This is a genomic window from Vreelandella massiliensis (assembly GCF_900155385.1).
Classification (GTDB): domain Bacteria; phylum Pseudomonadota; class Gammaproteobacteria; order Pseudomonadales; family Halomonadaceae; genus Vreelandella; species Vreelandella massiliensis.
Genome location: NZ_LT699744.1, coordinates 494,420 through 518,457, shown reverse-complemented (window position 1 = coordinate 518,457; position 24,038 = coordinate 494,420). Strand labels below are relative to the sequence as shown.

Here is a 24,038-nt window from a genome sequence, read left to right as displayed (position 1 = left end):
CGCTGCCGTCTAACGACGGAAAGGAAGGGGATTCCCAGGTCGTCACCTTCCTGGTTTCTGCTTCCAAGACGACTGCCCGAGGGAATGGCTTGGTTATCGCCGCAAAAGTCCCACAGTGGGGATTTTTACGGTGGCGAGCCAACTCATATCCCCCAGGTCTCACATCGTCTCCACAGACGTATCTTCCCGAGTGCCCCTCGGTAGGCCGTGTCGACATGGGTAGTATAGCACTGCACAAACCGTCAGCAATGGCATCCGGTGGATGCCGCGCTATCCATCCGCTCACTAAAAGTAAGCGGTTTTCCGCGCTGATTGATAAGGCCACTGTCACGCCGTCGACGACCCTCACAGGGCACAACATCGAAGTCCCGGGGGGATAGGCTATACTTCAGCGGTCATCCTGGGTAGGAGACACTAGAAAACGGTTAACACCCGGCCACTTTTAAGGGGAGTCACGAGCCCATGGCAGATGAATCTTCACGAAAATGGCGCGGGTGGTGGCTCGCCCCTTTGTTGCTGGTGGCGCTCGTTGTCACCCTTGTGCCGTTGATGTCGTGGAATATCCTCAAGCCTCTCATTATCGAGCGTGCCGAGGAGGCCACCGGACGCTCTGTGGCGATCGAAGGTGACATCACAATCGATTTCCTTCCCCGCCCAGGGGTTTCGCTGCACGACATCACGATTGGCAACCCGGAGTGGGCGAGGTCCTCGTTCCTGCTCGAAGCGCAGCGCCTCAGCGTCACGCCTTCGCTTGCCGCGCTGTTTAATGGCGAATTAGCGGTGGACGCGGTCGAGTTAGCCGGCCCCATCCTCAGCTTGGAGCAGCGCCAAGACGCCCCCGGCAACTGGGTGTTTCAGAATACGCGGGATGAGGAAAGCGAGCCGCCACCTGACGGTGACGGGACATCGGTCCTACCCATCACCATCCGCCAGTTCTCCCTGGTGGATGCAAGAGTCAGCTATTGGGCTCCACACACCGAATCCCCGGTGGCATTGACGATTCCCTCCCTGCAGATCGCGCGTGATAACGAAACCATGCACACCCAGGGGGCGCTGGTCTACATAGACCGGCGCTTCGAACTAGAGGCCCAAACCGATTCACTGCAGGCACTGTTGGATAGTACGTCACCCTTCGGTGGCGAGATAACCCTCACTGCCGACGATGACCGATTGGAAGGCACTTTCACCCTACCTGAGCTGCCCTCGCTGACGCCCCTGCAGGCAGACGCCAAGTTTAGCGTGGCGTCCACCGCCGACTGGGCCGATTGGCTCGGCCTGCCCGGCGTGGAGCTGGGGTCTCTTGCGTTAACGACGCGCCTTGAACGCGCAGGTAACGAGTGGCAATTCCGCGAGATCGACGCTTCGGCACTCGATAGCCGCGTCAACGGCGAGCTCAGCGTGGAGGCCACCGAGGAGACACCGAGGCTGAATGGACGCCTGCACGCCACCGAGATTGATCTAGCCGCCTGGCGAGAAGCGCTGCCCGAGGGGGAGAAAACGCAAGGCATGGCGATTCCGGTGCTGCCGGACCTGCGCGGAGAGTTAGCACTATCGACGGATCGGCTCGTGCTTCAGCAGAGGGTTTTGGAAAACGCTTTGGAGAACTTATCGGCCAAAGTGCACCTCGCCGAGCACTCACTCAAGCTGGCACCGGTCACCTTCGACGTCGCAGGTGGCAAGATCGAGGCCAGCGCCGACCTGGCGAGTAGCCCCGAGACACTTTCGGCAGAGGCACAAATCTCGCTGCAAGCACTGGATATGGAGGCACTGGGTATAGAATCACGGGGTATCGCCGAACAGGGCGGTACCCTCGCGGGCGACGTTGGTTTGCGCCTTCCACCCCTAGAGCAGCGCCCCGCTTTCGCGCTTGATACGCTGCTTGCGAACCTAGCGATCGACAACGGCCGCTTCTCTTACCGCAACCAGCAGGCCAAAAGCCACCTCGATATCCGCCTCGCCAGCGGCGAAGCGCCACCGCTGCGACTCGGCGTAACCGGCACCTTCCGCGACAAACCCCTGACCCTGGAAGTTGAAGGCGATTCGCTGCCCGGGCTGGTCGCATTGAAAGAGGAGTACCGCTTCGAAGCTGAGGCCACCTCCGGGAACCTACGGGCTCGGGCCGACACCACCCTCGCCTCGCTACTCAACCCGGCAACCCTCGCCGGCGAGGTAATGCTTCAGGCGCCGGATGCTCGCGACCTGGAAGCCTGGGTAGGGCCAGTGCTCCCTCCCCTGCCCGAGTTTCGGCTTGTGGGCCGCCTGGAGCGGGAGAACGAACGCTGGTCCGCCTCCGAGCTTAAAGGTGAGATAGGCGGAGCCCGTGTCGCTGGCAGCGTTACGTTTCGCAATACCGAGCGCCCTAACGTGCAGGCTGATTTTGAGGCGGGTCGCATCTCCCTTGCTCGGCTTCTTCCCGAATCCACCGGCGCCGAGACGAACGAGGAGCCTGCGGATGACTCGCTACTGGCGCCGCTACGGGGCTTCGATGGCCAATTAGCCCTAAGGGCAGACAGCTTGGTACTGCCCGCGGGCACCGTACTGAGCGGCCTTGAGCTTTCCGCCGGCCTTGATGAAGGAAGGTTGGACGTTGAGCCCCTTCGCTTTGGCCTTGCCGACGGCGTGGTCACCAGCCGGTTGGTCATGGACACCAACGGCCAGGTGGCCTCGGGAAGTCTCGACACCGTGATCGATAACATGTCACTGGCAACGCTGGCCGACAATTTCACACCGGTGGAAGAGCGGTTGGGGAGACTTTCGGCCGACCTGCACCTAGAGATGAGCGAAACCCTGCCCGTCGACAGGCGTGAAAACGTACTGCTGCCGTTTATTGGCCGGATGATATTTGAGCCCTCCACACTGCATTTCGAGAATCCCCAGGCCGATACCGACCTCACCCTGACGCTTGAAACCCGCGGGTTAGAGGATGACCATCGCCGGTTCCACGTAGAGGGGGATGGCCGCTATGACAGTGACCCAGTGACGCTCTCTATGGTGGGCGACCCTCTGCTTAATGCCCGTCACCCAACGCAGCCCTATGCAGTGGATCTGGAGGTCGATGTCGTTGGCAGCCGGCTTGCGTTGCAGGGAACACTCCTGCGCCCTATGGCGCTTGAGGGCTTGGACCTGGAGCTCGCGCTTGAAGGGCCTAACCCCCAACGTCTAAGCCGGCTACTGGGCGTGGCACTGCCGCAACTCCCCCCTTATTCGGTTTCGGGTAGCCTGAACCTGGACGACCAACGCTGGACACTGGACAACATGGAGGGTGACATCGGCGACAGTGACCTCGATGGCCGGCTAAGCCTCGATGGAGGCGCCAAGCCACCAAAACTCTCCGGTGAACTACACTCGGCCTCTCTCGACATCGCCGACCTGGGCGTTCTCATTGGGGCCACCGAGGAGCAGGAGAGCCAAGACCGCTTCATTCTGCCCGACACGCCCCTCATCGGCGAAGGCTGGCAGGATTTGAGCGCCGAGGTGCGTTATCAGGGTGAGTCGGTTCGGGCGGGAAGCGTGCCCTTGAGCGAGGTGGTCATCGACTTTCGTTTGGAGGACGGACACGGCCGCTTTGAGCCGGTGAGCTTCGGTATCGGCGAGGGACATATCGACCTGGTGCTCGACCTGAATGCCGGCAGTGAGCCACCCGGTGGCAGCATGCAGGTGGAAATGCGGCGCGTGGATCTGAACGATGTACTGCGCCAGTGGAACCTGGCCGATGAAAGCGTGGGTGTCGTGGGGGGACGCGGCAAGTTCTGGATCGAGGGCCGCTCAATTGCCGAGCTTCTGGCCTCAGCCGATGGCGGCCTGCTGCTGCTAATGACCGGCGGCAGACTTGATGCCATGCTCGTCGAGCTGGCCGGGCTCGACGCCAGCCAAGCGTTCTTCAGCTGGGTACGCGGCCGTGAGCCGATCCCCATCGACTGCCTATATGCCGATCTGCAGGCCAGAGACGGCGTCTCCAAACTGGATACGTTTGTGATCGACACCCTGGATACCACCTTCACCGCCGGAGGCGAGGTGGATCTGAACACCGAACGCCTGGACATCTCCCTCTTCGCCCACCCCAAAGACCCCAGTGTCTTCACCGGGCGCGCGCCCTTTCATCTGGGTGGCACCTTCAACGACATCGAAACGGGGGTGCATGGCGGTGGCCTGGGATTGCGCGCCGGTGCCAGTGCCGCGCTCGGCGCCCTTGGTGGCCATATCGCCGCGCTTTTGCCCTTGCTGGAAGTGGGCGCCGGCCCGGACATGGCCTACTGCGACGGGTTGGTCGAGCGCTCTCGCGAGGCGGTGCGGGACGAGGAGGCTTCGCCATGACCCCACGCGCTTGTATCGGTGGCCTAATAGTGGCACTGCTTCTTATTGGCTGCGCCGACACACCCGTCAACGAATCCGCCCGGCTCGCGAATCAAGACTCCCCTCAGGCGGTAAGAATCAAGGCTCAGCTTCTCGAAGCGCCCGAACTCGCCGGCGCCGCCATCGACGTGGACATGCGCAACGATCGCGTCATTCTGGAAGGCTTTGTGGAGACCGAAGAGCAGCGCGAGCGAGCCGAAGCCATCGCACGCGAGCAAGGCTCGGGAAGTGAAATCGAGAACAAGATCACCGTCAAGTGAGCGAGGATACCGAATACAACAATGCCGTGGCGCTGAACAAATTTCTCGAAACATACCGCTAACGCTAAACCGCACGTAAAAAACGGCGAGCTTAAACCCGCCGTTTTGCTTCTTTTCGTAGGCGACAGTCTGATGTCTGAGTGGCATCACTTCCACCAAACATGCTCTGCATTTTGTGGATCGCTGTAGTCTGGAATGCCTGTCTGATTAAACTTGTCACCGGTTCGCGTCCCCGACTGGCTAGCACAGCCGGCAATCAACAGGGAAGACAACATCACGATGGCTAATGTCTTGATACTCATAGGGCACCTCTCTTCACAAGGAAAAACTCGTCCACGATGGTATTCGCTACCTTAATGTCCCTGCCTGGTGGGTGCAGAGCTTCCGTAACGAGCCATATGGAGCACATGAGTTGGTCTTCTTGCCGTGCGAAAGCTTACAGCTCCGCTGCGCACCTTTGCTCGATAGCATCCAGTTCGTGAAGGGCGGGCTCCGTCCAGATTACTTCAGCCATTTACGCATTTTCTCCCTGGCCTCACCTTGGCTGTACGTTCTTCCCTCAAGTACAGCGCGCTCTCCTCGGGAGAGCCCCTCAAGCAGCTCAAGCCGACGCTGCATGAACTCGTAATCCTGCACATCGACAAGGTATGCGGATGGCTGACCATGCTCCGTGATCAGGACCGGCTCCTTCGACGAATGCAGATCAGCCAGAATCTTTGTGGCCTGGCGCTTGAGGTTCGTAACAAGCTCAACTTTCATGGGCTCATCCTGATTCAGACTAATAGTGACACTATAGTATCACCTGGCCGGAAAATCGGTCGCTGCGCAGCCGATTGTTACATCCTTTGATGTATCGTATCCTGAACACGAACAACATTCTGTACAGGAGCAGCCTTATGGATGCCATTAGCTACACAGCCGCTAGAAACAATCTAGCAAAAACCATGGAACAGGTCTGTGAAGACCATTCACCTGTGATCATAACCCGGAGCAAGTCACCATCCGTGGTCATGATCTCCCTTGAAGACTACGAAGCACTGCAAGAGACCGCATACCTTCTGCGCGCACCAAAGAACGCCCGCCGTTTGTTGGAATCCGTTGCCGAGCTTGAACAAGGCGGTGGTCGGGAAAAGGAACTTCTTGAATGAAACTCATCTTCTCCGAGAACGCTTGGGAAGACTATCTGTACTGGCAGAAAACCGACAAAAAGATTCTTAACCGAATCAACAAGCTGATCAAGGAGACCAAGCGAGAACCGTTTGAAGGTGTCGGTAAACCAGAACCCCTCAAACACAGCCTCGCCGGGTACTGGTCTCGGCGGATCAACGAAGAACACCGAATAGTTTACAAAGTCACGGACGATGCCCTGCTTATCGCCCAACTTCGGTATCACTACTGATTTAACGGGAGTGGCAACGGCGCGAAGTGGAGCGTCCCTTGGAACCCATTGTTATGTTCTTGTGATTACCAATAAACAGTATCACTAAATTCCCTAACGCATGTAGGACGATCATTGATGGTTGGAATTGGCTCATTCGTTAAGGACTGACCTAGCCAACCCTCTGGCATTGAAAGCCTCACCGGAGCCTTGATGGTGTTTTCTGAGAGTACTTGAAACCCTACTTTTGAGTAGAAGGATGGATCGCCATATGTGATGGCTATAGCCACGGAACGATTTTTCAGTTCATTCAGACCATACTGGATTAGTGCCTGTCCGACGCCTTTTCCTTGATGTTCAGTGCTCACTGCAACCGGAGCGAGCATGTAGACCAGAATGCCATCACTAAAACGCAGGCGAGTGAAGAAGATAGAAGCAATGAGTGATTCTTCTTCATATGCACCGAAACAGATTATTTCTTCATTGTCGATGTTTGAGGATAGTTCGGAGACAAGGCCACCAATCAGCCTCCCTTCATTTTCCCCTTCAGATGAAGTGAAAACAGACGTAAAAAGGCTCGTCACTTCTGCTTTACTGTTTTTTTCGAGTATTTTGTATTTCATTCCTGTACCTTGAGAGCCGATCACTCTCAGCCAGCTTTTTGGAACATAACGCCTTGGCTCAGCAGCCGGTTTGGAGCCGTGAAGCGGCGGAAAATCGGTCGCTGTGCAGCCGTTGGTTATACATTTCAATCCATCAACACCAGGTTTATGTAATGCGGTGCAATACCATTTTCTTCACACCAAAGATCAAACCGCTCTCGTTCGGAGCATACGTAACCACTGCCATCATCATTCGTCACCATGTGGGTAACCGAATTAATAGGACGTAAATACTCTCCATCCTTCACGAATAGCCTCATTGATATCAAACTTTCCGCAACTTCTTCAGTTGAGGTTTCATATTTTCTGTTGAGGTATTCGTTCATTCCGTCATCCATCGGCAAATAGCCACCTCGCAACGCCATGATTTGTATGGCGGAGACTTCTGCCGACGTTAGTGGCGATGGCTCCCAAATCACATCATCTTCTCTGGCCAAGTGCGTTTCTTTGGGCTCCAGTGTATTGTACATCCAGCCAACTTTATCACCGGCCCTGACGGCTTTTGATATTAGTAATGGCTCGACATTATCCATGTGTAAACCATCGCCCCATGGCATATTTATATTGAAGAATGACGATATTTTTGACCATACAATTTCTAGTATCAGTTTTGCTATGTTATGACGAGCTGATACAACTGAAACCCATTCACCTTTGCCTCTAATAGTAAGAAACGGGACACCATTAGCTTTGATTAACGCATACTGGCCAGAGGTCACTAACGAAGGGATACTTGGTATCCCCACTCCGGAACCATCCTCTAACCTTTCCTCTTCCAAAATATCGATAAACGCTGTCCTGAGACCCTTTTCTGTCTTGTACCCGTCGTAGCCATGAATAATGCTAACCGGAGCCAAAGATTCCTGAACAAGACAATAGAATAAAATGCCCTCGCCCTCAGGCAAGCTATGTATCCCGCCATAACGTTCTGGTGCGGTTTTCCCGGTAATCTGTGCGAAGTGGCGACGAGCAGAAGAAATATCTGGCTCATATCCCTCGTAGATTAGCCTATGCTCGAAGTTGCGGGCGAACTTTTTTCTTATACCAGATAAATGCTCAATCGCATCTTTGTATTCTTTTTTTCCTAATGTCTTTTTGACTTCAAAAATGCACAGAACATTCTCGATTTCATATATATACTGCTTAGTTAAGCCATACTCTTTTCCAGGGCCATGAACAAGCATACAGTCGACTTGCTCGGGCAGCATCTCTCCACCGACTGAGATAAAACCGGATACAACGCTCAAGTCTAAGAATTTGGGGATCGAGAATTTTTGGTCTATTCCCTGTTTAGTTACCTCTTCATAGGCGCTTCCTAGAGTTGGCATATGAGGCATATCGAAGCCCGCCAACTTCTCTGTTTCTTTCTTGATGAATAGCTCTAGTAGCTCCGATGCTTTGGTAATCAATTATGCACCCTCAAGTCTGGATTTCTGTATAACAGTATTCATATACGGCATGCGGGAATACACGGTACTGGGCGGCATGCCGTAAAGATACTTTTTTGATGGTTGACTTCGCAGCCCTCTGCACACTACCGTCAGCCCCTTGCATTAGTTCATTACACGAAAGGATTCGTACGATGGCAAGCCGGAATGCTGCATCTCTGCTCCCTCCTGAGCTGACTACTGATTTATTCAATAGAATCAATCGACTAGCAAAAAGTGAATCACACGCGCGCTGATACATGAAACGTGTCGAAGAGCACCTTGCGACCAATCGGCGGCGTCCCGTCTCCCGCCATACAGCGGATGACATCACCCGCTGGTTTTCCGAACTAGGCCGCAAAAAGCGCCTGAATGAATGGCAATTCCGTCAGTGCGTCGAGGCAGTCGGCATGCTGATGCGTGTGGCCGGCGCGCCATCGCTGAAGGAGGTGGACTGGGAGTTCTGGCTAGCCGGGGGCAAAGCCCTTGAGTCTGCTCACCCCACCACTGGCAGAAACAATAGCCCGATCACCGTTAGCGAACCGCCCTCCTTCGCAGTGACGGCGGCATCCGGAAATGATCTATTGGCCGATTTCGTTCGTGCCATTCGCATTGAAGGGCTCGCTTTTGACATCCTCCCCTTCCTCAGCTTGCGCTGCCGTCTAACGACGGAAAGGAAGGAGATTCCCAGGTTGTCACCTTCCTGGTTCCTGCTTCGTTGTTCGTCGCCTCAATGCCTTGGCATTGCCGGTCTTACACAAACTCCACAGGCGTTGATTCCCGAGTGCCCCTCGGTATTACATCAACCCTCGGCGCTGGCTAACAGCGCAGTCCCGGCTTGCAGGATGTTACGCGCAGCGTTCACATCGCGGTCGATGCCTTGGGTGCCGCAGTCCGGGCAATCCCAGGTGCGCACATCGAGCGGTAGCGACTCCAACACAAACCCACAGCCATGACAACGTTTCGAGCTGGGATACCAGCGGTCGATCTGGACGCACCGACGCCCCGCCCATTCGGCCTTGTAGTTGAGTTGACGCGCCAACTCACCCCAACCTGCATCGCTGATGGCTTTTGCCAAACACCGATTCTTGACCATATTTTTCACCGCGAGGCTTTCAAGGCAGACCACTTGGTTCTCGTTCACGATCTGCCGGGTGAATTTGTGGAGGTGGTCAAGCCGTGTGTCGGCGATTTTGGCGTGGCACTTGGCCACTTTCTGTTTCGCTTTGGCGCGATTATTCGAGCCTTTTTGCTTGCGCGATAGCTGGCGCTGCGCCCGGGCCAGCTTGAACTCGTAGCGTGCCGTGTTGCGCGGGTTATTGACCTTTGTGCCGTCACTGGTCACGAACAGGTCTTTCAGCCCGAGATCAATACCCACCATCTTAGGCGTGATCGGCAACGCCTCGGCGTCCACTTTGCACAGGCAGCTAATGAAGTAGCGTCCAGCACGGTCTTTGGAAACGGTCACGGTGCTAGGGGCCGATGGAAGCGCACGGCTCCAACGGATAGCGAGCGGTTCGCTGCACTTGGCCAGCGTGATCGCGCCGTTGCGGTACAAAAACGCCGAACTGGCAAAGGTGGCGGACTGCCGGTGCTTCTTGGACTTGAAGCGCGGATATCGAGCGCGCTTGGCGAAGAAGTGTTTGAAGGCGCTTTGCTGATGACGAAGACATTGCTGCAACGCCACCGAACTGACGTCGGCCAGAAACGCCGTTTCCGGCTGCTTTTTTAACTGTGTCAGAAGAGCGCTGGCGTCGGTATAGCCAATTTTCTCTTTGCGCTCGTAAAACGCATCGGTGCGATAGCGCAACACCGCGTTCCAGACAAACCGCACACACCCAAACGTCCGCGCCAGCAGGGCTTCCTGCTCAGGCGTCGGATAGAAACGGTATTTGAAGGCGCGTTCGGTTTTCATGCATTACAACTTAGTACCGTTTATGTAATAAACGCAAGTGCAAGGTAGCCAAGGCGCCCTACCGGGCGTCGCGCTATCCATCCGCTCACTAAAAGTAAGCGGTTTTCCGCGCTGATTGATAAAAGTAGGTGATTGGCTGCGATTCGATGCGACGTGATGCGCAGATTTTAGACAGCTTTTGGGGCTTGGTGAGTGAAGTCGTGGAAATTAACCCCTGTGGCTTTGATAACGGCCGTCATGGTGCGAAGCGTCGGGTTGCCTTTAGGTGAAAGCGCACGGTAAAGGCTTTCGCGTGAAACTTGTGCGCGCTCAGCTATCAGCGCCATACCGCCTTGGCCTGCTCGATGTCGGCTTGCTGGCGTTGCTTGGTGCCTCCTATTAGCAACATAACTAGGCGCGCACCTAACTTGGCATAGTAAATGCTATAGCCAGGGCCACAGGTGATGCGCAACTCCCATACACCATCGCCAACAGCCTTCGTATCACCCGCGTTACCCGCTGCCAGGCGGTTAATGCGGGTCAGTACACGCATGGCAGCTTGTTGATCCTTGGCTTTGGTGGCATCCAGCCAGGCTTGAAATGGATCATGGCCATCAGCAGTGAAGTAGTGGGTGATCTCTGTCAAAGGAATATTGTAGCTTAAAAGCTACTCGAAGACAGGTTACAAAACACGTTTTTGAATGACGGGGAGACAATTAAACCAGCCGGTGACGAGTATAGGTGACCTCTCCACCGGCTTTATTCCTGGGTAAAACGGTTATCAGGCTGCCGCCCCGCCAACAACTTCAAAATCAACAGCGCGAACTGCTTGCCGGTCTCTGTATCTTCTAAGAGCGGCGTGGTGAGTTTTTCGTGGTCGTCCATGGCATCGAGCAGCGCTTTTTCTACGCGCTTGGGAAATAGCCCATGCATGATTTGGGCTTCGTCATGGTTCTGAATTTGCGCCATCACGTCGTCATCGCGCTCGATGCGGTCGGCAATGCCGTTGGCAAAGTACAGCTTGTCTTCGTCGCTGATATCCGCTCCGTAGAGGTCGTTTAGTCGCTCGATGATCTCATCGAGGCGCTCTGTTTCCGGGTCATGGGGCTTGCCGGAACCCACGGCAGAGATAGGCTTCAAGCCGTACTCGCCTTCATTTTCTTCCAGCGACAGGCGCTGCTCGGCGCGCTTAGTAAGCCGGTAGCTATCCAGCGCGAGCTCACTTACGTCAACGGGGTCGTCCACTATCAAGCGGTCGATACGCAGCAGCGGGTGAAGGTGTTTGGCGAACACGCACAGTTGTTCTAGTTCCGTATCGTCAAAGGCGATGATTTGGCTCAAGAACTCGTAGCTGCGCACAAAGCTTTGCAGGTTTTTGCGGAACAGATCGAGCTCATCGCGGGTTTTGCCGGCGTCTTCCAGCTCTTGCTCGGCGCGCTTGACGCCTTTCTCATCGCCCTGTCGCTCCGCTTGGCGGCGCTCCTGCTTCCAGGTGTCTTGCTGCTCCAGAATCGCCTCATAGCGTTTTTTGAAACGCTCCTGAGCGGGCTGGCAGTGGTAACTCAGTCGCGAGGCCGGTGCCTTGGGGTCGAAAAACGCGGTAGCGAAGGCTTCGACCTCGGGCCAGTGGTAGATGCCGCTGGCGTCTAGGGTGCGCTTGATGTCATACACCACTTGCGGGTCGGAAACGTCCGAAAGCTCGGCCTTGCGGTAGTACGGCGCGAAGGCGTCCAGAATGTCCTCGGGGTCATTGTAAAAGTCGAGGATAAACGTCTGCTTGCCGGGAAATAGCCGGTTAAGCCGCGAGAGGGTTTGCACGCAGTCTACGCCCTGGAGCTTTTTGTCCACGTACATCGCGCAAAGCTTGGGCTGATCAAAGCCGGTTTGGTACTTGTTGGCGGCGATCATCACGTTGAAGTCGTCGGTGTCCAATGCCTCGGCCAAGTCGCGCCCGCGTACGCCAGGGTTAAGTAGCTGGCTGGACTCGCTGACCTCTTCGGGGATCACGTCATCCGGCGGCACAGTGCCGGAGAACGCCACGAGCGGGTGAACATCGTCGTACCCCTTTTCTTCCACGTACTGACGCATGGCCAACTGATAGCGCACGGCTTCTTGGCGGCTGGCAGTCACAACCATGGCTTTGGCCTGACCATCTAAGAGATGGCGTACATTGGCGCGGAAGTGCTCGACAATCACCTCGACGCGCTGAGCGATGTTGTACGGGTGCAGGCGCACCCATTTGGCCAGCGTGCGCGACGCCTTTTGGGCGTCCACTTCCTGCTCCTCGCCATCCGGGTGGGCGAGCTTCCAAGCGGTGTTGTAGGTGACGTAGTTGCGCAGCACATCGAGAATAAAGCCCTCCTCAATCGCTTGGCGCATTGAGTAGAGGTGAAACGGCTCGGGCTTATTGTCCGCGCTGGGAGGCAAGCTTGGGTCCGGCACGCGGCCAAAGAGCTCTAGCGTCTTGGCCTTGGGTGTCGCGGTAAAGGCGTAATAGCTAATGCGCTCGTTGGGGCGGCGCGACGATACGGCCGCGTCGAGCATTTCCTCGGCGCTAATCTCGCCATCATCACCTGTTCCTTCCCCGGCAGCGGCCAGCAGCGCTTTTAGCTTGGTGGCCGAGCCACCGGTTTGTGAGGAGTGGGCTTCATCGGCAATCACCGCGTAGCGGCCCTCGGCCAGATTGGGGCGTTTATCTAGGGCGTCAAACAGCGCCGGGAAGGTCTGAATGGTGACGATGATAATACGGGTATTGCTCGCCAGCGCTTCGGCCAGCTGTTCGGATTTACTCTGGTTGCCCACATCGCGGGTAATGGGGCACACCACGCCGTGGGCGTGCTCAAACTGGTAGATGGTGTCTTGAAGCTGACTATCGAGCACCGTGCGGTCAGTGACCACAATGACCGAATTGAAGCGCTTTTGCTGACCGTGTTCGTCATAGAGGTTGGCGAGCTGGTGAGCGAGCCAGGCAATGGAGTTGGATTTTCCCGACCCGGCGCTGTGCTGTACCAAATAACGCTGCCCGGCGCCTTCGGCCTGCGTGGTCTCGATCAGTTGGTTGACCACTTCCCACTGGTGGTAGCGCGGGAAAATCAGCGTTTCCTTGGTTTTGCGCCGCCCGTGAAAGTCCTCGGTGGTTTTTTGCTCTAAGTGCAAAAAACGCCCCAGAACCTTCAGCCAGGCATCCGGCGCGAATACGCGCTCCCAAAGGTAGGTTGTCGCGTAGCGGTTCTCATCCTCCGGCGGTGGATTGCCGGCCCCGCCGCCTTCCGTGCCTTGGTTAAAGGGCAGAAAGAAGGTGTCTTTACCCGCCAGTTTGGTGGCCATCGCCACCTCGGCTTGGCTAACGGCAAAATGCACCAGCGCACCGCGCTTGAACGCCAGCAGCGGCTCGATCTTGCGCGTGATGGGGTCTTTGAGTGGGCGGTCATTGCGGTACTGGCGTTTGGCGTTCTCGACCGATTGTTTGAACTCGCTTTTCAACTCCAAGGTAGCCGTAGGGATGCCGTTGACGAACAACACTAGGTCTAGGCGCGGGTTATAGCTTTGGCTGCCCTGGCCTTTTTCTCGGGCATGGGGCGAGTAGGCGACTTCCGGCACCACGCGAAGGCGGTTGGCACGATACCGGGAAAGCGCGTCGGGGTTCATGGCGTGGTCGGGCTTAAAACTGCACAGGTCGAACGTCACCCCCGGCACCTTGAAGCCGTGGCGCAGCACCTCTAGCGTGCCCGCACGTTCAAGCTCGCGCACCACCTTTTGCACGAACACCTGCTCGGACGCTTGCGGGTTGGCCTTGCAAAACTTCTCCCAGCGCTCCGGCCAAGCCTCTTGAACATAGCCGAGCAGGTCTTTGGTATAGAGCGCCGTGGCGCGGTCATAACCGCTGGCGGTGCCTACCCGCCAGCCACCGGCAACCATGGCATCGATAATGTCTTGCTGGAACTGAGCTTCCTTGCTGTCGGCCATATAAAATCCTTACATGCTTTGAGAGTCTGCTTGCCTATAACGGTCACAATGGCTTTTCAATGAATCGCCGCCCGTCGTGCGTAACTGGGTGTAAGTGCTGACTAATGGCACATGATAACCCGCCGCATCCCGCAACTCTGAAGGACTAACGCTGCGCTCAAGCCGATAGAATGGCGATAACGTCACGAAATGCTCTTGATGATGATCCTCAGGTGCGTGTGGTGGTGCCTTTAAAGAAGGCGTTTCTGATTGGCATTTTCCGTAAGCCACCACCCCGTGCCCACTATAGTAGAGAAATACCCAATCCCCTTTCTCGATATTATCTATCTTGTTTTTCCAGGGTGTGTAAAAGGCAGCAGCGCGCCCCTCATCCAGCATGTAATGATGCGAAATGGGATCATTACTGTGATTGGTATTGACCAGGTGATAACGCATTGGGCGATCCTCGTGGGGATCGTCCTCTTGCCCAAATGCATTGATATCCAAGAAAGGCTGCCCGTTAATCTCGTAAACCCGATATATCCAGGCACGAATGTTAATCCCTTTGCTATTCCAATATTTGATCGCTTTTCGCGTCGCGTAATCGAGTCCATTGGTGATGACGACTAACACTTGATCATGGTTCCAGGCAGCCCTTTCTAGCGGGTTTGAAAGCCCGAAGACCTCTTGATGAACTTCGCTTAGCTGCCCTTCTGACTTATTCAGCTTTTGATATAGCCTGTTGAGATGCTCGTATCCCCACTGGCTGGAAATTTGAGCATAGCGCATGACCTGTAAAAGGTTTTCAGAGTGTGCCTCCCAGCGCTTTAACTCAAAAATAAAAAGCCGCCCGCTAGCATCTACGGCAGTAATATCAGCTTCTTCACCTCTAGTGGCTTGCTGAATAGGGAGCAACTCATCTGTACGCAAAACCGAATCTAAATGGTGGAAAATCCACCGCTGCAAGTCAGCTTCTTTGTAATGGGAAGATAACGATTGAAGCGTCGTAGCATTATGACGTTCGAGATATCCGGTCTCGTCATCGTTTTGAATGCGATAGAGCATTTGCTGTCCTTTTTACTCGCGACCCTTAACTTAGGGCGGCATTAACTTGCTGATCTTGCCATTCACCGTAAGTCTTTCGGCTGATTTTCTCTACCCAAGCGGTGCGACCATTCGCTGGACGACCAGACACCACCGCAGCAGCGGCACTGGGGCTTGAAAAAGCATGATCACGAGTAAAGCTCACACCTCCCGCTTCATCTGCTACCAGCACGCCCTCTTCTGTCAGTTGTTGGTAAAGGGGCTTATAACTGGCGTAGTCAGTGTTGCTAGCCCAGCGCTCGCGGGCTTTGCTGCCTGTTAGCACGATAAATTCACCGTCAACTTCTTGTGCCCATGCAGCGATTTTGTACTTGGGTATGTTCAACTCAAAAGTGGTGGTGGGCGCTTGTTGCGCAGGCTGTTCCTTGCTTTGCGTCAGCGGGCTTTGACGTTGACGAAGGAAGTCCAAGCCCAGCACCGGCAGCACGGTGCGTATCTGATCCAGAAAGAACGCCATATCAGCGCGGTCGGACTCTGGCAGGTTGATGTAATCGTGTGCGGTGCCATTGATTAACTTACAGTGCCCGAGCTCTCTAGCAGACTGAATCAACAAGCTTTCCAGGTATTTAACGTGGGCTTTGGTGAGGTTTTGGTCCTTGCTAGTCACCAGGCAGACCTTTTCCCAGAAATCCTTACCGCCTTTGTCTTCCGGGCGATTGTGCTGTTTGAGGCGAGTACCCACATCATCGCTTTCGCCGATATACACCTGTGGTCGTGGGCTACCTTCAAGGTCGGGACCAACCAGGAAATAAATTCCGGTGCGGCCGCACTCGGGGCGCTGCACCAGCTCTGTCAGCTTGGTGCGCGGGCCAGTGAGTACGTGGCCTGTCCAGTTCATGATCTCGGCGGTGAGAAGCCCATTGGGCGTGCCATCCACCAGAAAAAGCCGAATACTTCGTCCCTGCATCATACCGCCTCCTGTTGGCTCGCCTCGTGAGTATTCGAAATTTCTGGCGAATGCCAGCCACGTACATCGATCTTGCCGGTCACGGCGGCGGAGATAAGGGCAGAGCGGCGTTCTTGGAGTAACTGCATATTTCGCTTCGCCGCAACAACCAGTTGATCAAAACTAGACGACTCGCGATCGATGTAGTCAGCAATTCTGGTCTGCTCATCAATCGGCGGTTCAAATAACCAGAACTCTACCGCATCGGCAATATTAAACTGCTTCTGCGCTGCCCCGTACTGAACTACTTCTACTTGATGACGAATGAGGCGGCTGTTCATTGCAGCACAAAGCCACCTAGAGTCGTAGCTACCTTTCTTGATAAGCATAACGGAGGCACAATTTCCACCTTCACACTCTGGTGGAACCACAGCTGTGACGCCTGGATACCCCACACGCATCGTCACAACATCACCAGTTTCCAGCATGGTTTTTCTGTTGCGGCGGCTATCTTCTAAGGAGATCTTTCTGGCCTTATCAACTTCAATATACCCCTCTCTGACCTCTCCGCCGTAAATGAAAGGAAGCCCTTCTTCAGCGAGGTAGCTACTAGGGTTAACGACAATACCAACGGTAATAAATGGCGACACATTTTTAAGCCGCTTCCTTAGCCAATGCGCCGGCACTTCCCCCAACCACTCCACCCCGGAGTCTTTCATCGGCACATCGGGGTCGAGCCCTTTGGTCACGGCATGGGAGATCACCGCCTGGCGCTTCTCCTTGAGCAACTCGATCAGGCGCTGCTGCTCCTCCACTAGGGCATCGATACGGGCGGTCTCGTGGTCGAGGAAGGCGGCGATGGTGGCTTGCTCATCAACAGGAGGCATTACGGCTGGCACATTCCCTAGCCGCTCAGCATTCAAAATCCTTAGAACATTACCAGTGGCACGTAGATCAAGTTCTGGCTTTGATGCACAAGTCAGATAAAAAAGATAGCGAGCATCATAATAAGGCTGAATAGAAGTAATCTGCTGATTAGTGCACGTCACTTCCGTGGTATAACCAAGCTTCCCGATACTACCAATACAGCACACCAAGGTGGACATGGGATCTACTGGGCGACAATACGACCACCCTTGATCAGTCAGAAACTTTGATGCCCGAACGGGCGCGCCTTGATCATCTAAATCATCGGGCCTGACCCAAGGCCACCCAGCCTCAGAGTAATTACTGAAATCTTCACTAGGAGGAGTAATGCCTGTTATCAACTCCCCGAAAAACTTCAGACGAGATACCTCCCAATGCGCCGGCACTTTCCCCAGCCACTCAACGCCGGAGTCCTTGTATTCGGGATAGGCGGGATAGCTCATGCCGACAGCTCCTCGATCATCTGCTTGATCTTGTCGGTGCAGGCTTTGAGGTCGGCGTCGATCTCCTCCAGCGGGCGCGGGGGCGTGAACTGGTAGAAGTGGCGGTTAAACGGTATCTCGAAGCCGACAATGCCGATGCGGCCGTCCAGCGGGTCGCGCTTGTTTTCGTCAATCCAGGCATCGGGCACATGGGGTTTCACTTCCCGATCGAAGTAGGCGTAAACCGACTCGCCATAGGGCACGTTCTCATTATCGCGTAGACCGCTATCGGGTTCCGGGTTGCCTTGCTTGTCGAGGCAAACATCCGCGTCGGGGTCGCGCTCGGATAGCGCATTGAGAATGGCCTTCTGCACCGGCGCGCCCACCTTCAGCCCCTCGGCCTTGAGGGCGTTTTTCAGCGCCTTGGTGAAGGCGTCGCGGTTGGTATAGCGCTGTTCCCCTAATGACTCGCAGGCGGCTTTGAGCGCGGCTTGTTCGGCGTCGTCCAGCTTCTGAATAGGCTTCTCGTCATCCAGCCGAGTCAGGCGTTCGGCGCTGGCGTCAAAGTTGAGCCGCAGCGGCCGTTCGACGGTAATCCGCCGATAGCCAAAGGCTTCCACCGGGAAGATCTTGCTCTCGTTGCTCTCTTCAAAAGCGCCGTAGAGCCGCACGATATCGTCAATATCGCGGTCAGCCACGAACTGGCGCTTGCTACCAAGCGACTTGCGCATTTTGCTGGCCCGGTCGGTGGCATTGATCAGCTGCACCTTACCTTTTCGCTCGGCGGGCTTGTCATTGGAGAGCACCCACACATAGGTCGCGATGCCGGTGTTGTAGAACATATCGGTGGGCAAACCGACGATGGCTTCCACCAGGTCATGCTGCAGCAGGTAGCGGCGAATCTCGGACTCCCCGCTGCCCGCGCCGCCGGTAAACAGCGGCGAGCCGTTAAGGATGATGCCAATGCGCGACCCCCCGTCCTGGCGAGTGCGCATCTTGGCGACAAGGTGCATCAAAAACAGCAGCGAGCCATCGGAGACGCGCGGCAGGCCAGGGCCAAAGCGGCCATCGTAGCCGCGATGCTTATGCTCATCGGTGACTTGCTTCTGCACCTTCTTCCACTCGACGCCAAACGGCGGATTGGAGAGCATGTAATCAAAGCGCTCGCCCGCGAGCTGATCATCGGAGAGCGTGTTCCCGAGCTTGATTTGCTCGACCTCCTGCCCCTTGACCAGCATATCGCCCTTACAAATGGCATAGGACTCGGGGTTGAGCTCCTGCCCGTGCAGCGAGACGGTCACATTTTGGCTGACTTGCTGAATGTACTCATCGCTCTCGGAAAGAAACCCGCCGGTGCCCGCTGTTGGGTCATAGACGGTGACGATGCTGTTGGGCTTGAGCTTTTCTTCCTGGCCGGTAAGCACCAGCGAGGTCGTCAGGTGGACGATATCGCGGGGCGTGAAGTGCTCCCCGGCGGTTTCGTTGGAGCTTTCGGCAAACTTGCGAATCAGCTCTTCAAAAATACCGCCCATGCCGTGGTTGCTCACCCGCGCGGGGCTTAGGTCAATCGCCGCGAACTGCTGCACCACCTTATAGAGCAGGTTATTGGCGTTGAGCTGCTGCACGAAGCTCTCAAACTCGAAGTGCTCGAAAATCTCTCGCGCGCTCTGGCTGAACGACTGAACGTAGCTCATCAAGTCGTCGCTAGTTTGGGTGTCGGACAGGCTACCCAAAGTGAGCGGTGAGGCGTTGAAAAACGGCTGATCGGCGGCGCGTAGCAACAGCTTTTCACGCACCGCTTCGGGCTTGTTCTGGTGCTGTTCGGCGGCCTGCAGCACCTCGGCCTTGGTGGGCGCAAGCACACACTCCAAGCGGCGCAGCAGCGTAAACGGTAGGATGATGCGGCCATACTGCGACTGCTTGAAATCGCCGCGCAGTAGATCGGCCACCGACCAGATAAAAGCGGCAAGCTGAGAGTGACTTTCCGTGTTCACGGTGCATCTCCAAGGGTAAAAGGCGTTGATATAAAGGCATGATACACGCCTTGGTTCCTATCAACAGCCAGCTCGCTAAAGCCAGAGCTAACCCATCTACTTGGAGAAAAGCTGGGGACTCATCTCAATGTCGTGAAACGACCTATACACATTCCCAAAAATGCTCCCAAAGCACCAAAACGAAAAAAGGGGAATCAAGCTGGATGCTTGATTCCCCTTAAAAATTCGGTGGCGGAGGGGGAGGGATTCGAACCCTCGAAGCCTTTCGACTTACACACTTTCCAGGCGTGCTCCTTCGACCACTCGGACACCCCTCCGTCTTTTTGTGCTCTCGCAAGGCGTTGCCTTTAACGAAAGAACGGCGCATATACTATTGCCTAAGTGGTGAAATAGCAAGCCTTTTCACGATTTCGTTGGGAGTACGACATAATCGCCGCTGGCTTCTAGGCAGAGGGTGTCGCCACAGAAAAGCTGCTGCGTCACTGCGATACGCCCTTTTCCTCGTTCCGCTAGCTTAGCGGCAAGCTGTGTTGGGCCTTCCGGGTCGCTGGGGGTGCAAATCAGGCGGTAGTCGTGCGTTACCGGTGCCAGAAAGCGCTGGCTGGCCTCAGCGACCACGACATCGCGGGCGATTCCTTGGGCGCGCAGCCAAAGTGTCACCCAGCACCAGCCCTGCAGCGTGGTTTGCGCGGTGAGCGCACCGCCAAAGCCGGTGCCCTTGTCATTCAGGTTCGGCGTCAGTGAAAGCTCCCAGCTAAGCGCAGCGTCTTGTTGCTTCATGGCCTGAATACCCAGTGCGCTCACCATGGGGATGGCATCACCTAACCAGCGCTGGAAGGCGACAAGATCTTCTGCCCCCTCTGGAAGAGGCAGGCGTGGATGGGGAACGCCGGCTTGCCGTTGTGTTGGTGTCTGAGTTTGTACTGTCATGGCGCGTTAATCCCAGCGTTCGAGAAAATCGCCGACGTTATGCTCGGGCACCGGCTTGTGGCGCCCGCCCAGGGTGCCAAGGTAAATAAAAGCGACCACTTCGTCGTCGTCTTCCAACCGCAGCCCTTTACGGACCACCGGATCGAAGGCGTATTTACCGCTACGCCACATAGCGCCAAAACCGAGTGCATGGGTGGCCAGCAGAATACCGTGAGCCGCGCAGCCAGCCGAAATCACCTGCTCAATTTTGGGCACTTTAGGAATATCCGGCGTGACCTTGGCGATCACCGCGATAATCATTGGCGCCCGCAGCGGCTTCTTGCGCGCGGCATCAAGAGCGGCGTCCCCAACGTGCGGGTCTTCCTGGAACTCGGCTTCGGCAAACAGCTCGCCCAAACGTTCGCGCCCTTCCCCACTGAACTCGATAAAGCGCCAAGGGCGCAGCTCTTTGTGATCCGGGGCACGCAGCGCGGCTTGGTAGATCGCTTCTAATTGCTTGGGCGACGGGGCTGGGTCGACCAGTTTGCCCATGGAGCTGCGTTGGTGCAGTAGCGTGAGAGCGTCCATTATTGGCTCCAATCCATTAAGTTAAAGGCGTACTGTAGCGCAGTGGCTTACTGCCTTGCCAGGCGCAGCGGGTGCGGCGGCGTTAAGCCAGGCGTTGCCCGCCAGGGGCTGATATCCAGCCCGCCACGGCGCACATAGCGCGCCAGCACCAACAGTTTCTCAGGTTTCGCCTGCTGCATCAGGTCGGTGAAGATATGCTCAACGCAGTGCTCGTGAAAGTCTTGATGCTGCCGGTAACCAATGAGGTAGCGTAAAAGCCCTTCGTGTTCGATCTTGGGACCTTTATAACGTATTAAAACGCTCCCCCAATCGGGTTGCCCGGTCACCGGGCAGTTGGATTTAAGCAGGTGCGAGTAGAGCGTTTCTTCTACCACCGCCTCCCCCACTGCGAGCATCGCAGCGCTGGGCGTATAGTCATTCACGCTGATGTCGAGCTCATCTAGGCACATGCCGGGCAGTCGCTGCGGCGTTAGCTCCTCGCTATCCACCTCCAGAAGCGTTACCTGTACCGCGTCTCCTGCAGCTTGAGACAGATCGTGCGTAAGCCGCTTCACGACGTCATCACGGCTGGCAAAGCGGGTTTGATTGAAGCTATTGAGATAGAGCTTCCACGACTTTGATTCAATCAAATTAGGCGACTCGGCCGGCAGCGTGAAGCGCGCTACGGCCACTATCGGCTTACCCCGGGCGTTAAGCCAGGACATTTCGAACGCGTGCCATTCGTCAAAGCCGACAAAGGGCAAGCAGGTATCGTCGATGCCTAACGGTACCCGGTTGGCGGCCCGGGGGATAGGGTATAAAAGCCCCGGATCATACTGCTCTGGGTAGGCCGATTCTCGCCCTAGCGGGGCGTTTTTAAGCGTTTCAGGGCGGTGATGCGTCATGTCGCGATGCCTTTAAGAGCGAATACTTTTAAGAACAAGTACCTTTAAGAACGAATACCTTTACCACGCGACAGCATATTAAGCGCCACGGTAAAGAGCACCACGATGAAGCCGAAAATTGCCATCAATGCCCAACCGACGGGGATATCCGAAACGCCCAAAAAGCCGTAGCGGAAAACATTGACCATATAGAGAATCGGGTTAAGCATCGAGACGCTCTGCCAGAACTCCGGCAGCATCGAGATAGAGTAAAACACTCCACCCAAGTAGGTGAGCGGCGTCAAAATAAACGTCGGCACAATCGAAATATCGTCGAACTTATTGGCTAATAGCGCATTGATAAACCCGCCGATGGAGAACAAGGCGGAGGTCAGTACCACCACCAAGACAGTCAATAGCGGATGCTCCATGCTCAAGCGGGTGAAAAACAGCGACACAATCGTGACGATCAGCCCTACCCCCAAGCCGCGCGCCATGCCACCCAGCACAAAACCGGTGAGAATGACCCAATTCGGCATGGGTGAGACCATCATCTCCTCCACCGAGCGCTGAAACTTATTGGAAAAAAAGGAGGACGCGACGTTGGAGTAGCTGTTGGTGATCACCGCCATCATGATCAGCCCAGGCACGATAAAATCCATGTAGCTGAAGCCATCCATCACCCCGATGCGCGAGCCAATCAGGTTACCGAAGATGATGAAGTACATGGCCATGGTGATGGAAGGCGGTAACAGCGTTTGCGGCCAGATGCGGGTAAAGCGTTTAATCTCTTTGAGCACCACCGTCCACAGTGCGATCAGCGTTTGTGTGGCGTTCATGCGCGTGCCTCCTTGGCCTGGGTTTGATCGATGGGGCTTTGTCCGCTCTCGACCATCGACACAAACATCTCCTCCAGCCGATTGGCGCGATTACGCATCGAGACCACCTTGATGCCCTGCTCGCTCAACGCCGCGAACACATCGTTCATCTGCTGGCCACGGTGAATCACCATCGAAAGCTGCGAGGGCTCGGTCAAGCGCATCTCAAAGCCGTCCACTTCGGGGGCGGCATCCAGCGGATGCGCCAGGTCAAGCAAGAAAGTTTCGGTATCGAGCTCGGCTAAAAGATCACGCACGCTGGTGTTACGGATGATGTCGCCGTGGTTAATGATGGCGATATTGCGACACAGACTCTCCGCCTCTTCCAAGTAGTGCGTGGTGAGAATAATGGTCGTGCCTTCGTCGCGGTTGATGCGGCGCATATACTCCCACATGCTACGGCGCAGTTCGATATCCACCCCAGCGGTAGGCTCATCGAGAATCAAAAGCTTGGGGCGATGCATCAGCGCACGCGCAATCATCAAGCGGCGTTTCATCCCGCCGGAGAGCATCCGCGCGCTGCCGTTGCGCTTATCCCACAGGCCCAGGTCGGTCAGCAGCTTTTCCGCCCGGGGCAGTGCCTCGCGGCGCGTCATGCCGTAGTAGCCCGCCTGCGCCAGCACGATGTCGATCACCTTCTCGAACTGGTTGAAGTTAAACTCTTGCGGTACCACACCGAGCTGATATTTAGCTTTGGCAAAGTCTTTGTCGATATCGATCCCGAAAATCGTCACTTTACCGTCAGTCTTTTGCACCAGAGAGCAAACAACGCCCAATGTGGTCGATTTTCCCGCACCATTGGGGCCCAATAGGGCAAAAAAATCGCCCTGCTGGACGTCTAGATCGATACCTTTGAGCGCGTGAAAACCGTTGCCGTAGACCTTGGTCAGCCCACGGATCGCCAATGCCGGTTCGGCCATGTACATGTCCTGTCAGCAAGAAAAGAGGGGTAAAAAAATAGGAAGGCTAGATATAAGGGCAGCTCGCCTGTTTTCAAGGCCACGCCGCCGCGATGCACGCTGCCAACGTGACCATTGCCAAAGGCGCGCAAAAGCATTGCCCGCCAACACTGGGTCTTTGCTCAGCTGGGTCTTGCGAAGCATAGGCGTGCTGGGAGGGAAGGCGCGATAAAACGCAAAAACGGCCATTTGGAAAGGCCGCTTGGAAAATCTTGAAAGGCGCTTGGAGCGGGAAAGGAGATTCGAACTCCCGACCCTCGCCTTGGCAAGGCGATGCTCTACCACTGAGCTATTCCCGCAGCGCAAAAGATGAGGCGAGATGGCGTCCCATAGGGGGTTCGAACCCCTGTTACCGCCGTGAAAGGGCGGTGTCCTAGGCCACTAGACGAATGGGACATATAACTACCGAAATGGAGCGGGAAAGGAGATTCGAACTCCCGACCCTCGCCTTGGCAAGGCGATGCTCTACCACTGAGCTATTCCCGCTTATTCGATTGTCTCGCTATCGGATTGGCGTCCCATAGGGGGTTCGAACCCCTGTTACCGCCGTGAAAGGGCGGTGTCCTGGACCACTAGACGAATGGGACAC

General features: G+C 55.8%; 21 protein-coding genes and 5 tRNA genes. 4 read left to right on the top strand and 22 right to left on the bottom strand.

The annotated features are described in order from the left end of the window. Window positions 1–462: 462 nt before the first annotated feature. The gene (locus tag BQ9846_RS02410; RefSeq protein WP_075879021.1) at window positions 463–4,314 is read left to right on the top strand and encodes an AsmA family protein; all 3,852 of its coding nucleotides are present in this window, start codon (window positions 463–465) and stop codon (window positions 4,312–4,314) included. Then, on the top strand, window positions 4,311–4,613 hold the full coding sequence (locus BQ9846_RS02405; protein WP_075879020.1) for a BON domain-containing protein: 303 nt from the start codon (window positions 4,311–4,313) through the stop codon (window positions 4,611–4,613). Before BQ9846_RS02410 ends, BQ9846_RS02405 begins: the two co-directional genes overlap by 4 nt. Before the next feature lie 146 nt (window positions 4,614–4,759). Here the strand turns inward: BQ9846_RS02405 and BQ9846_RS16670 are convergent, their stop codons facing one another. Next, window positions 4,760–4,915 (bottom strand): hypothetical protein, encoded by a 156-nt coding sequence (locus BQ9846_RS16670; RefSeq protein WP_159437901.1) that lies wholly within the window; start codon window positions 4,913–4,915, stop codon window positions 4,760–4,762. Window positions 4,916–5,114: 199 nt separating this feature from the next. Then, a complete protein-coding gene (locus BQ9846_RS02400; RefSeq protein WP_075879019.1) occupies window positions 5,115–5,372 on the bottom strand; it encodes a type II toxin-antitoxin system Phd/YefM family antitoxin in 258 nt (85 codons plus the stop codon). 137 nt (window positions 5,373–5,509) lie between these two features. On the opposite strand from BQ9846_RS02400, the gene BQ9846_RS02395 reads away from it, so the two are divergent. Together BQ9846_RS02395 and BQ9846_RS02390 are read left to right on the top strand one after the other, a co-directional pair. Further along, window positions 5,510–5,761, top strand: a complete 252-nt coding sequence (locus BQ9846_RS02395; RefSeq protein WP_075879018.1) for a type II toxin-antitoxin system Phd/YefM family antitoxin — start codon at window positions 5,510–5,512, stop codon at window positions 5,759–5,761. Then, entirely contained in the window at window positions 5,758–6,012 is a 255-nt protein-coding gene (locus BQ9846_RS02390) for a Txe/YoeB family addiction module toxin (protein ID WP_008938367.1), read from the top strand. The genes BQ9846_RS02395 and BQ9846_RS02390 overlap by 4 nt, the downstream gene beginning before the upstream one ends. A 65-nt stretch (window positions 6,013–6,077) precedes the next feature. Here BQ9846_RS02390 and BQ9846_RS02385 read toward each other — a convergent pair whose 3' ends face one another. The 20 genes from BQ9846_RS02385 to BQ9846_RS02290 form a co-directional block, all read right to left on the bottom strand. Further along, window positions 6,078–6,743 carry a GNAT family N-acetyltransferase gene (locus BQ9846_RS02385; RefSeq protein ID WP_210433160.1) on the bottom strand — a complete coding sequence of 222 codons (666 nt, stop codon included), beginning with the start codon at window positions 6,741–6,743 and terminating at the stop codon, window positions 6,078–6,080. Then, window positions 6,740–8,062, bottom strand: coding sequence for a DUF6602 domain-containing protein (locus BQ9846_RS02380; protein WP_075879016.1), 1,323 nt, complete (start codon window positions 8,060–8,062; stop codon window positions 6,740–6,742). The genes BQ9846_RS02385 and BQ9846_RS02380 overlap by 4 nt, the downstream gene beginning before the upstream one ends. An 820-nt stretch (window positions 8,063–8,882) precedes the next feature. Beyond that, a complete protein-coding gene (locus BQ9846_RS02375) occupies window positions 8,883–9,995 on the bottom strand; it encodes an RNA-guided endonuclease InsQ/TnpB family protein (RefSeq protein WP_075879015.1) in 1,113 nt (370 codons plus the stop codon). Between the two features lie 167 nt (window positions 9,996–10,162). After that, a complete protein-coding gene (locus BQ9846_RS17135) occupies window positions 10,163–10,321 on the bottom strand; it encodes a helix-turn-helix domain-containing transcriptional regulator (protein WP_328585364.1) in 159 nt (52 codons plus the stop codon). Then, the gene (locus BQ9846_RS02365) at window positions 10,312–10,620 is read right to left on the bottom strand and encodes a type II toxin-antitoxin system RelE/ParE family toxin (protein WP_075879014.1); all 309 of its coding nucleotides are present in this window, start codon (window positions 10,618–10,620) and stop codon (window positions 10,312–10,314) included. The genes BQ9846_RS17135 and BQ9846_RS02365 overlap by 10 nt, the downstream gene beginning before the upstream one ends. Before the next feature lie 113 nt (window positions 10,621–10,733). Further along, window positions 10,734–13,940 carry a type I restriction endonuclease subunit R gene (locus BQ9846_RS02360; RefSeq protein ID WP_075879013.1) on the bottom strand — a complete coding sequence of 1,069 codons (3,207 nt, stop codon included), beginning with the start codon at window positions 13,938–13,940 and terminating at the stop codon, window positions 10,734–10,736. Window positions 13,941–13,949: 9 nt separating this feature from the next. Continuing rightward, window positions 13,950–14,984: a PDDEXK family nuclease gene (locus BQ9846_RS02355; protein WP_075879012.1), complete on the bottom strand. Its 1,035-nt coding sequence runs from the start codon at window positions 14,982–14,984 to the stop codon at window positions 13,950–13,952. Window positions 14,985–15,009: 25 nt separating this feature from the next. Further along, window positions 15,010–15,933, bottom strand: a complete 924-nt coding sequence (locus BQ9846_RS02350; RefSeq protein WP_075879011.1) for a GIY-YIG nuclease family protein — start codon at window positions 15,931–15,933, stop codon at window positions 15,010–15,012. Next, a complete protein-coding gene (locus BQ9846_RS16805; RefSeq protein ID WP_075879010.1) occupies window positions 15,930–17,279 on the bottom strand; it encodes a restriction endonuclease subunit S in 1,350 nt (449 codons plus the stop codon). Before BQ9846_RS16805 ends, BQ9846_RS02350 begins: the two co-directional genes overlap by 4 nt. Beyond that, window positions 17,276–19,252, bottom strand: coding sequence for a type I restriction-modification system subunit M (locus tag BQ9846_RS02340; RefSeq protein ID WP_075879009.1), 1,977 nt, complete (start codon window positions 19,250–19,252; stop codon window positions 17,276–17,278). The genes BQ9846_RS16805 and BQ9846_RS02340 overlap by 4 nt, the downstream gene beginning before the upstream one ends. Window positions 19,253–19,481: 229 nt before the next feature. Beyond that, window positions 19,482–19,569, bottom strand: a tRNA-Ser gene (locus BQ9846_RS02335). Window positions 19,570–19,654: 85 nt separating this feature from the next. Then, window positions 19,655–20,182: a YiiD C-terminal domain-containing protein gene (locus tag BQ9846_RS02330; protein ID WP_075879008.1), complete on the bottom strand. Its 528-nt coding sequence runs from the start codon at window positions 20,180–20,182 to the stop codon at window positions 19,655–19,657. A 6-nt stretch (window positions 20,183–20,188) separates the two neighbouring features. Then, complete coding sequence (locus BQ9846_RS02325) at window positions 20,189–20,749, bottom strand: nitroreductase family protein (RefSeq protein WP_075879007.1); 561 nt, start codon at window positions 20,747–20,749, stop codon at window positions 20,189–20,191. A 47-nt stretch (window positions 20,750–20,796) separates the two neighbouring features. Next, window positions 20,797–21,633, bottom strand: a complete 837-nt coding sequence (gene queF, locus BQ9846_RS02320; RefSeq protein ID WP_075879006.1) for an NADPH-dependent 7-cyano-7-deazaguanine reductase QueF — start codon at window positions 21,631–21,633, stop codon at window positions 20,797–20,799. Window positions 21,634–21,677: 44 nt separating this feature from the next. Continuing rightward, window positions 21,678–22,451 carry an ABC transporter permease gene (locus BQ9846_RS02315; protein WP_075879005.1) on the bottom strand — a complete coding sequence of 258 codons (774 nt, stop codon included), beginning with the start codon at window positions 22,449–22,451 and terminating at the stop codon, window positions 21,678–21,680. Continuing rightward, entirely contained in the window at window positions 22,448–23,410 is a 963-nt protein-coding gene (locus tag BQ9846_RS02310; protein WP_075879004.1) for an ABC transporter ATP-binding protein, read from the bottom strand. Before BQ9846_RS02310 ends, BQ9846_RS02315 begins: the two co-directional genes overlap by 4 nt. Before the next feature lie 263 nt (window positions 23,411–23,673). Continuing rightward, window positions 23,674–23,748: transfer RNA gene (locus BQ9846_RS02305), tRNA-Gly, on the bottom strand. A gap of 21 nt (window positions 23,749–23,769) precedes the next feature. Continuing rightward, window positions 23,770–23,845 (bottom strand) — tRNA-Glu (locus BQ9846_RS02300). 15 nt (window positions 23,846–23,860) lie between these two features. Next, window positions 23,861–23,935, bottom strand: a tRNA-Gly gene (locus BQ9846_RS02295). 25 nt (window positions 23,936–23,960) lie between these two features. After that, window positions 23,961–24,036, bottom strand: a tRNA-Glu gene (locus BQ9846_RS02290). Window positions 24,037–24,038: the final 2 nt, after the last annotated feature.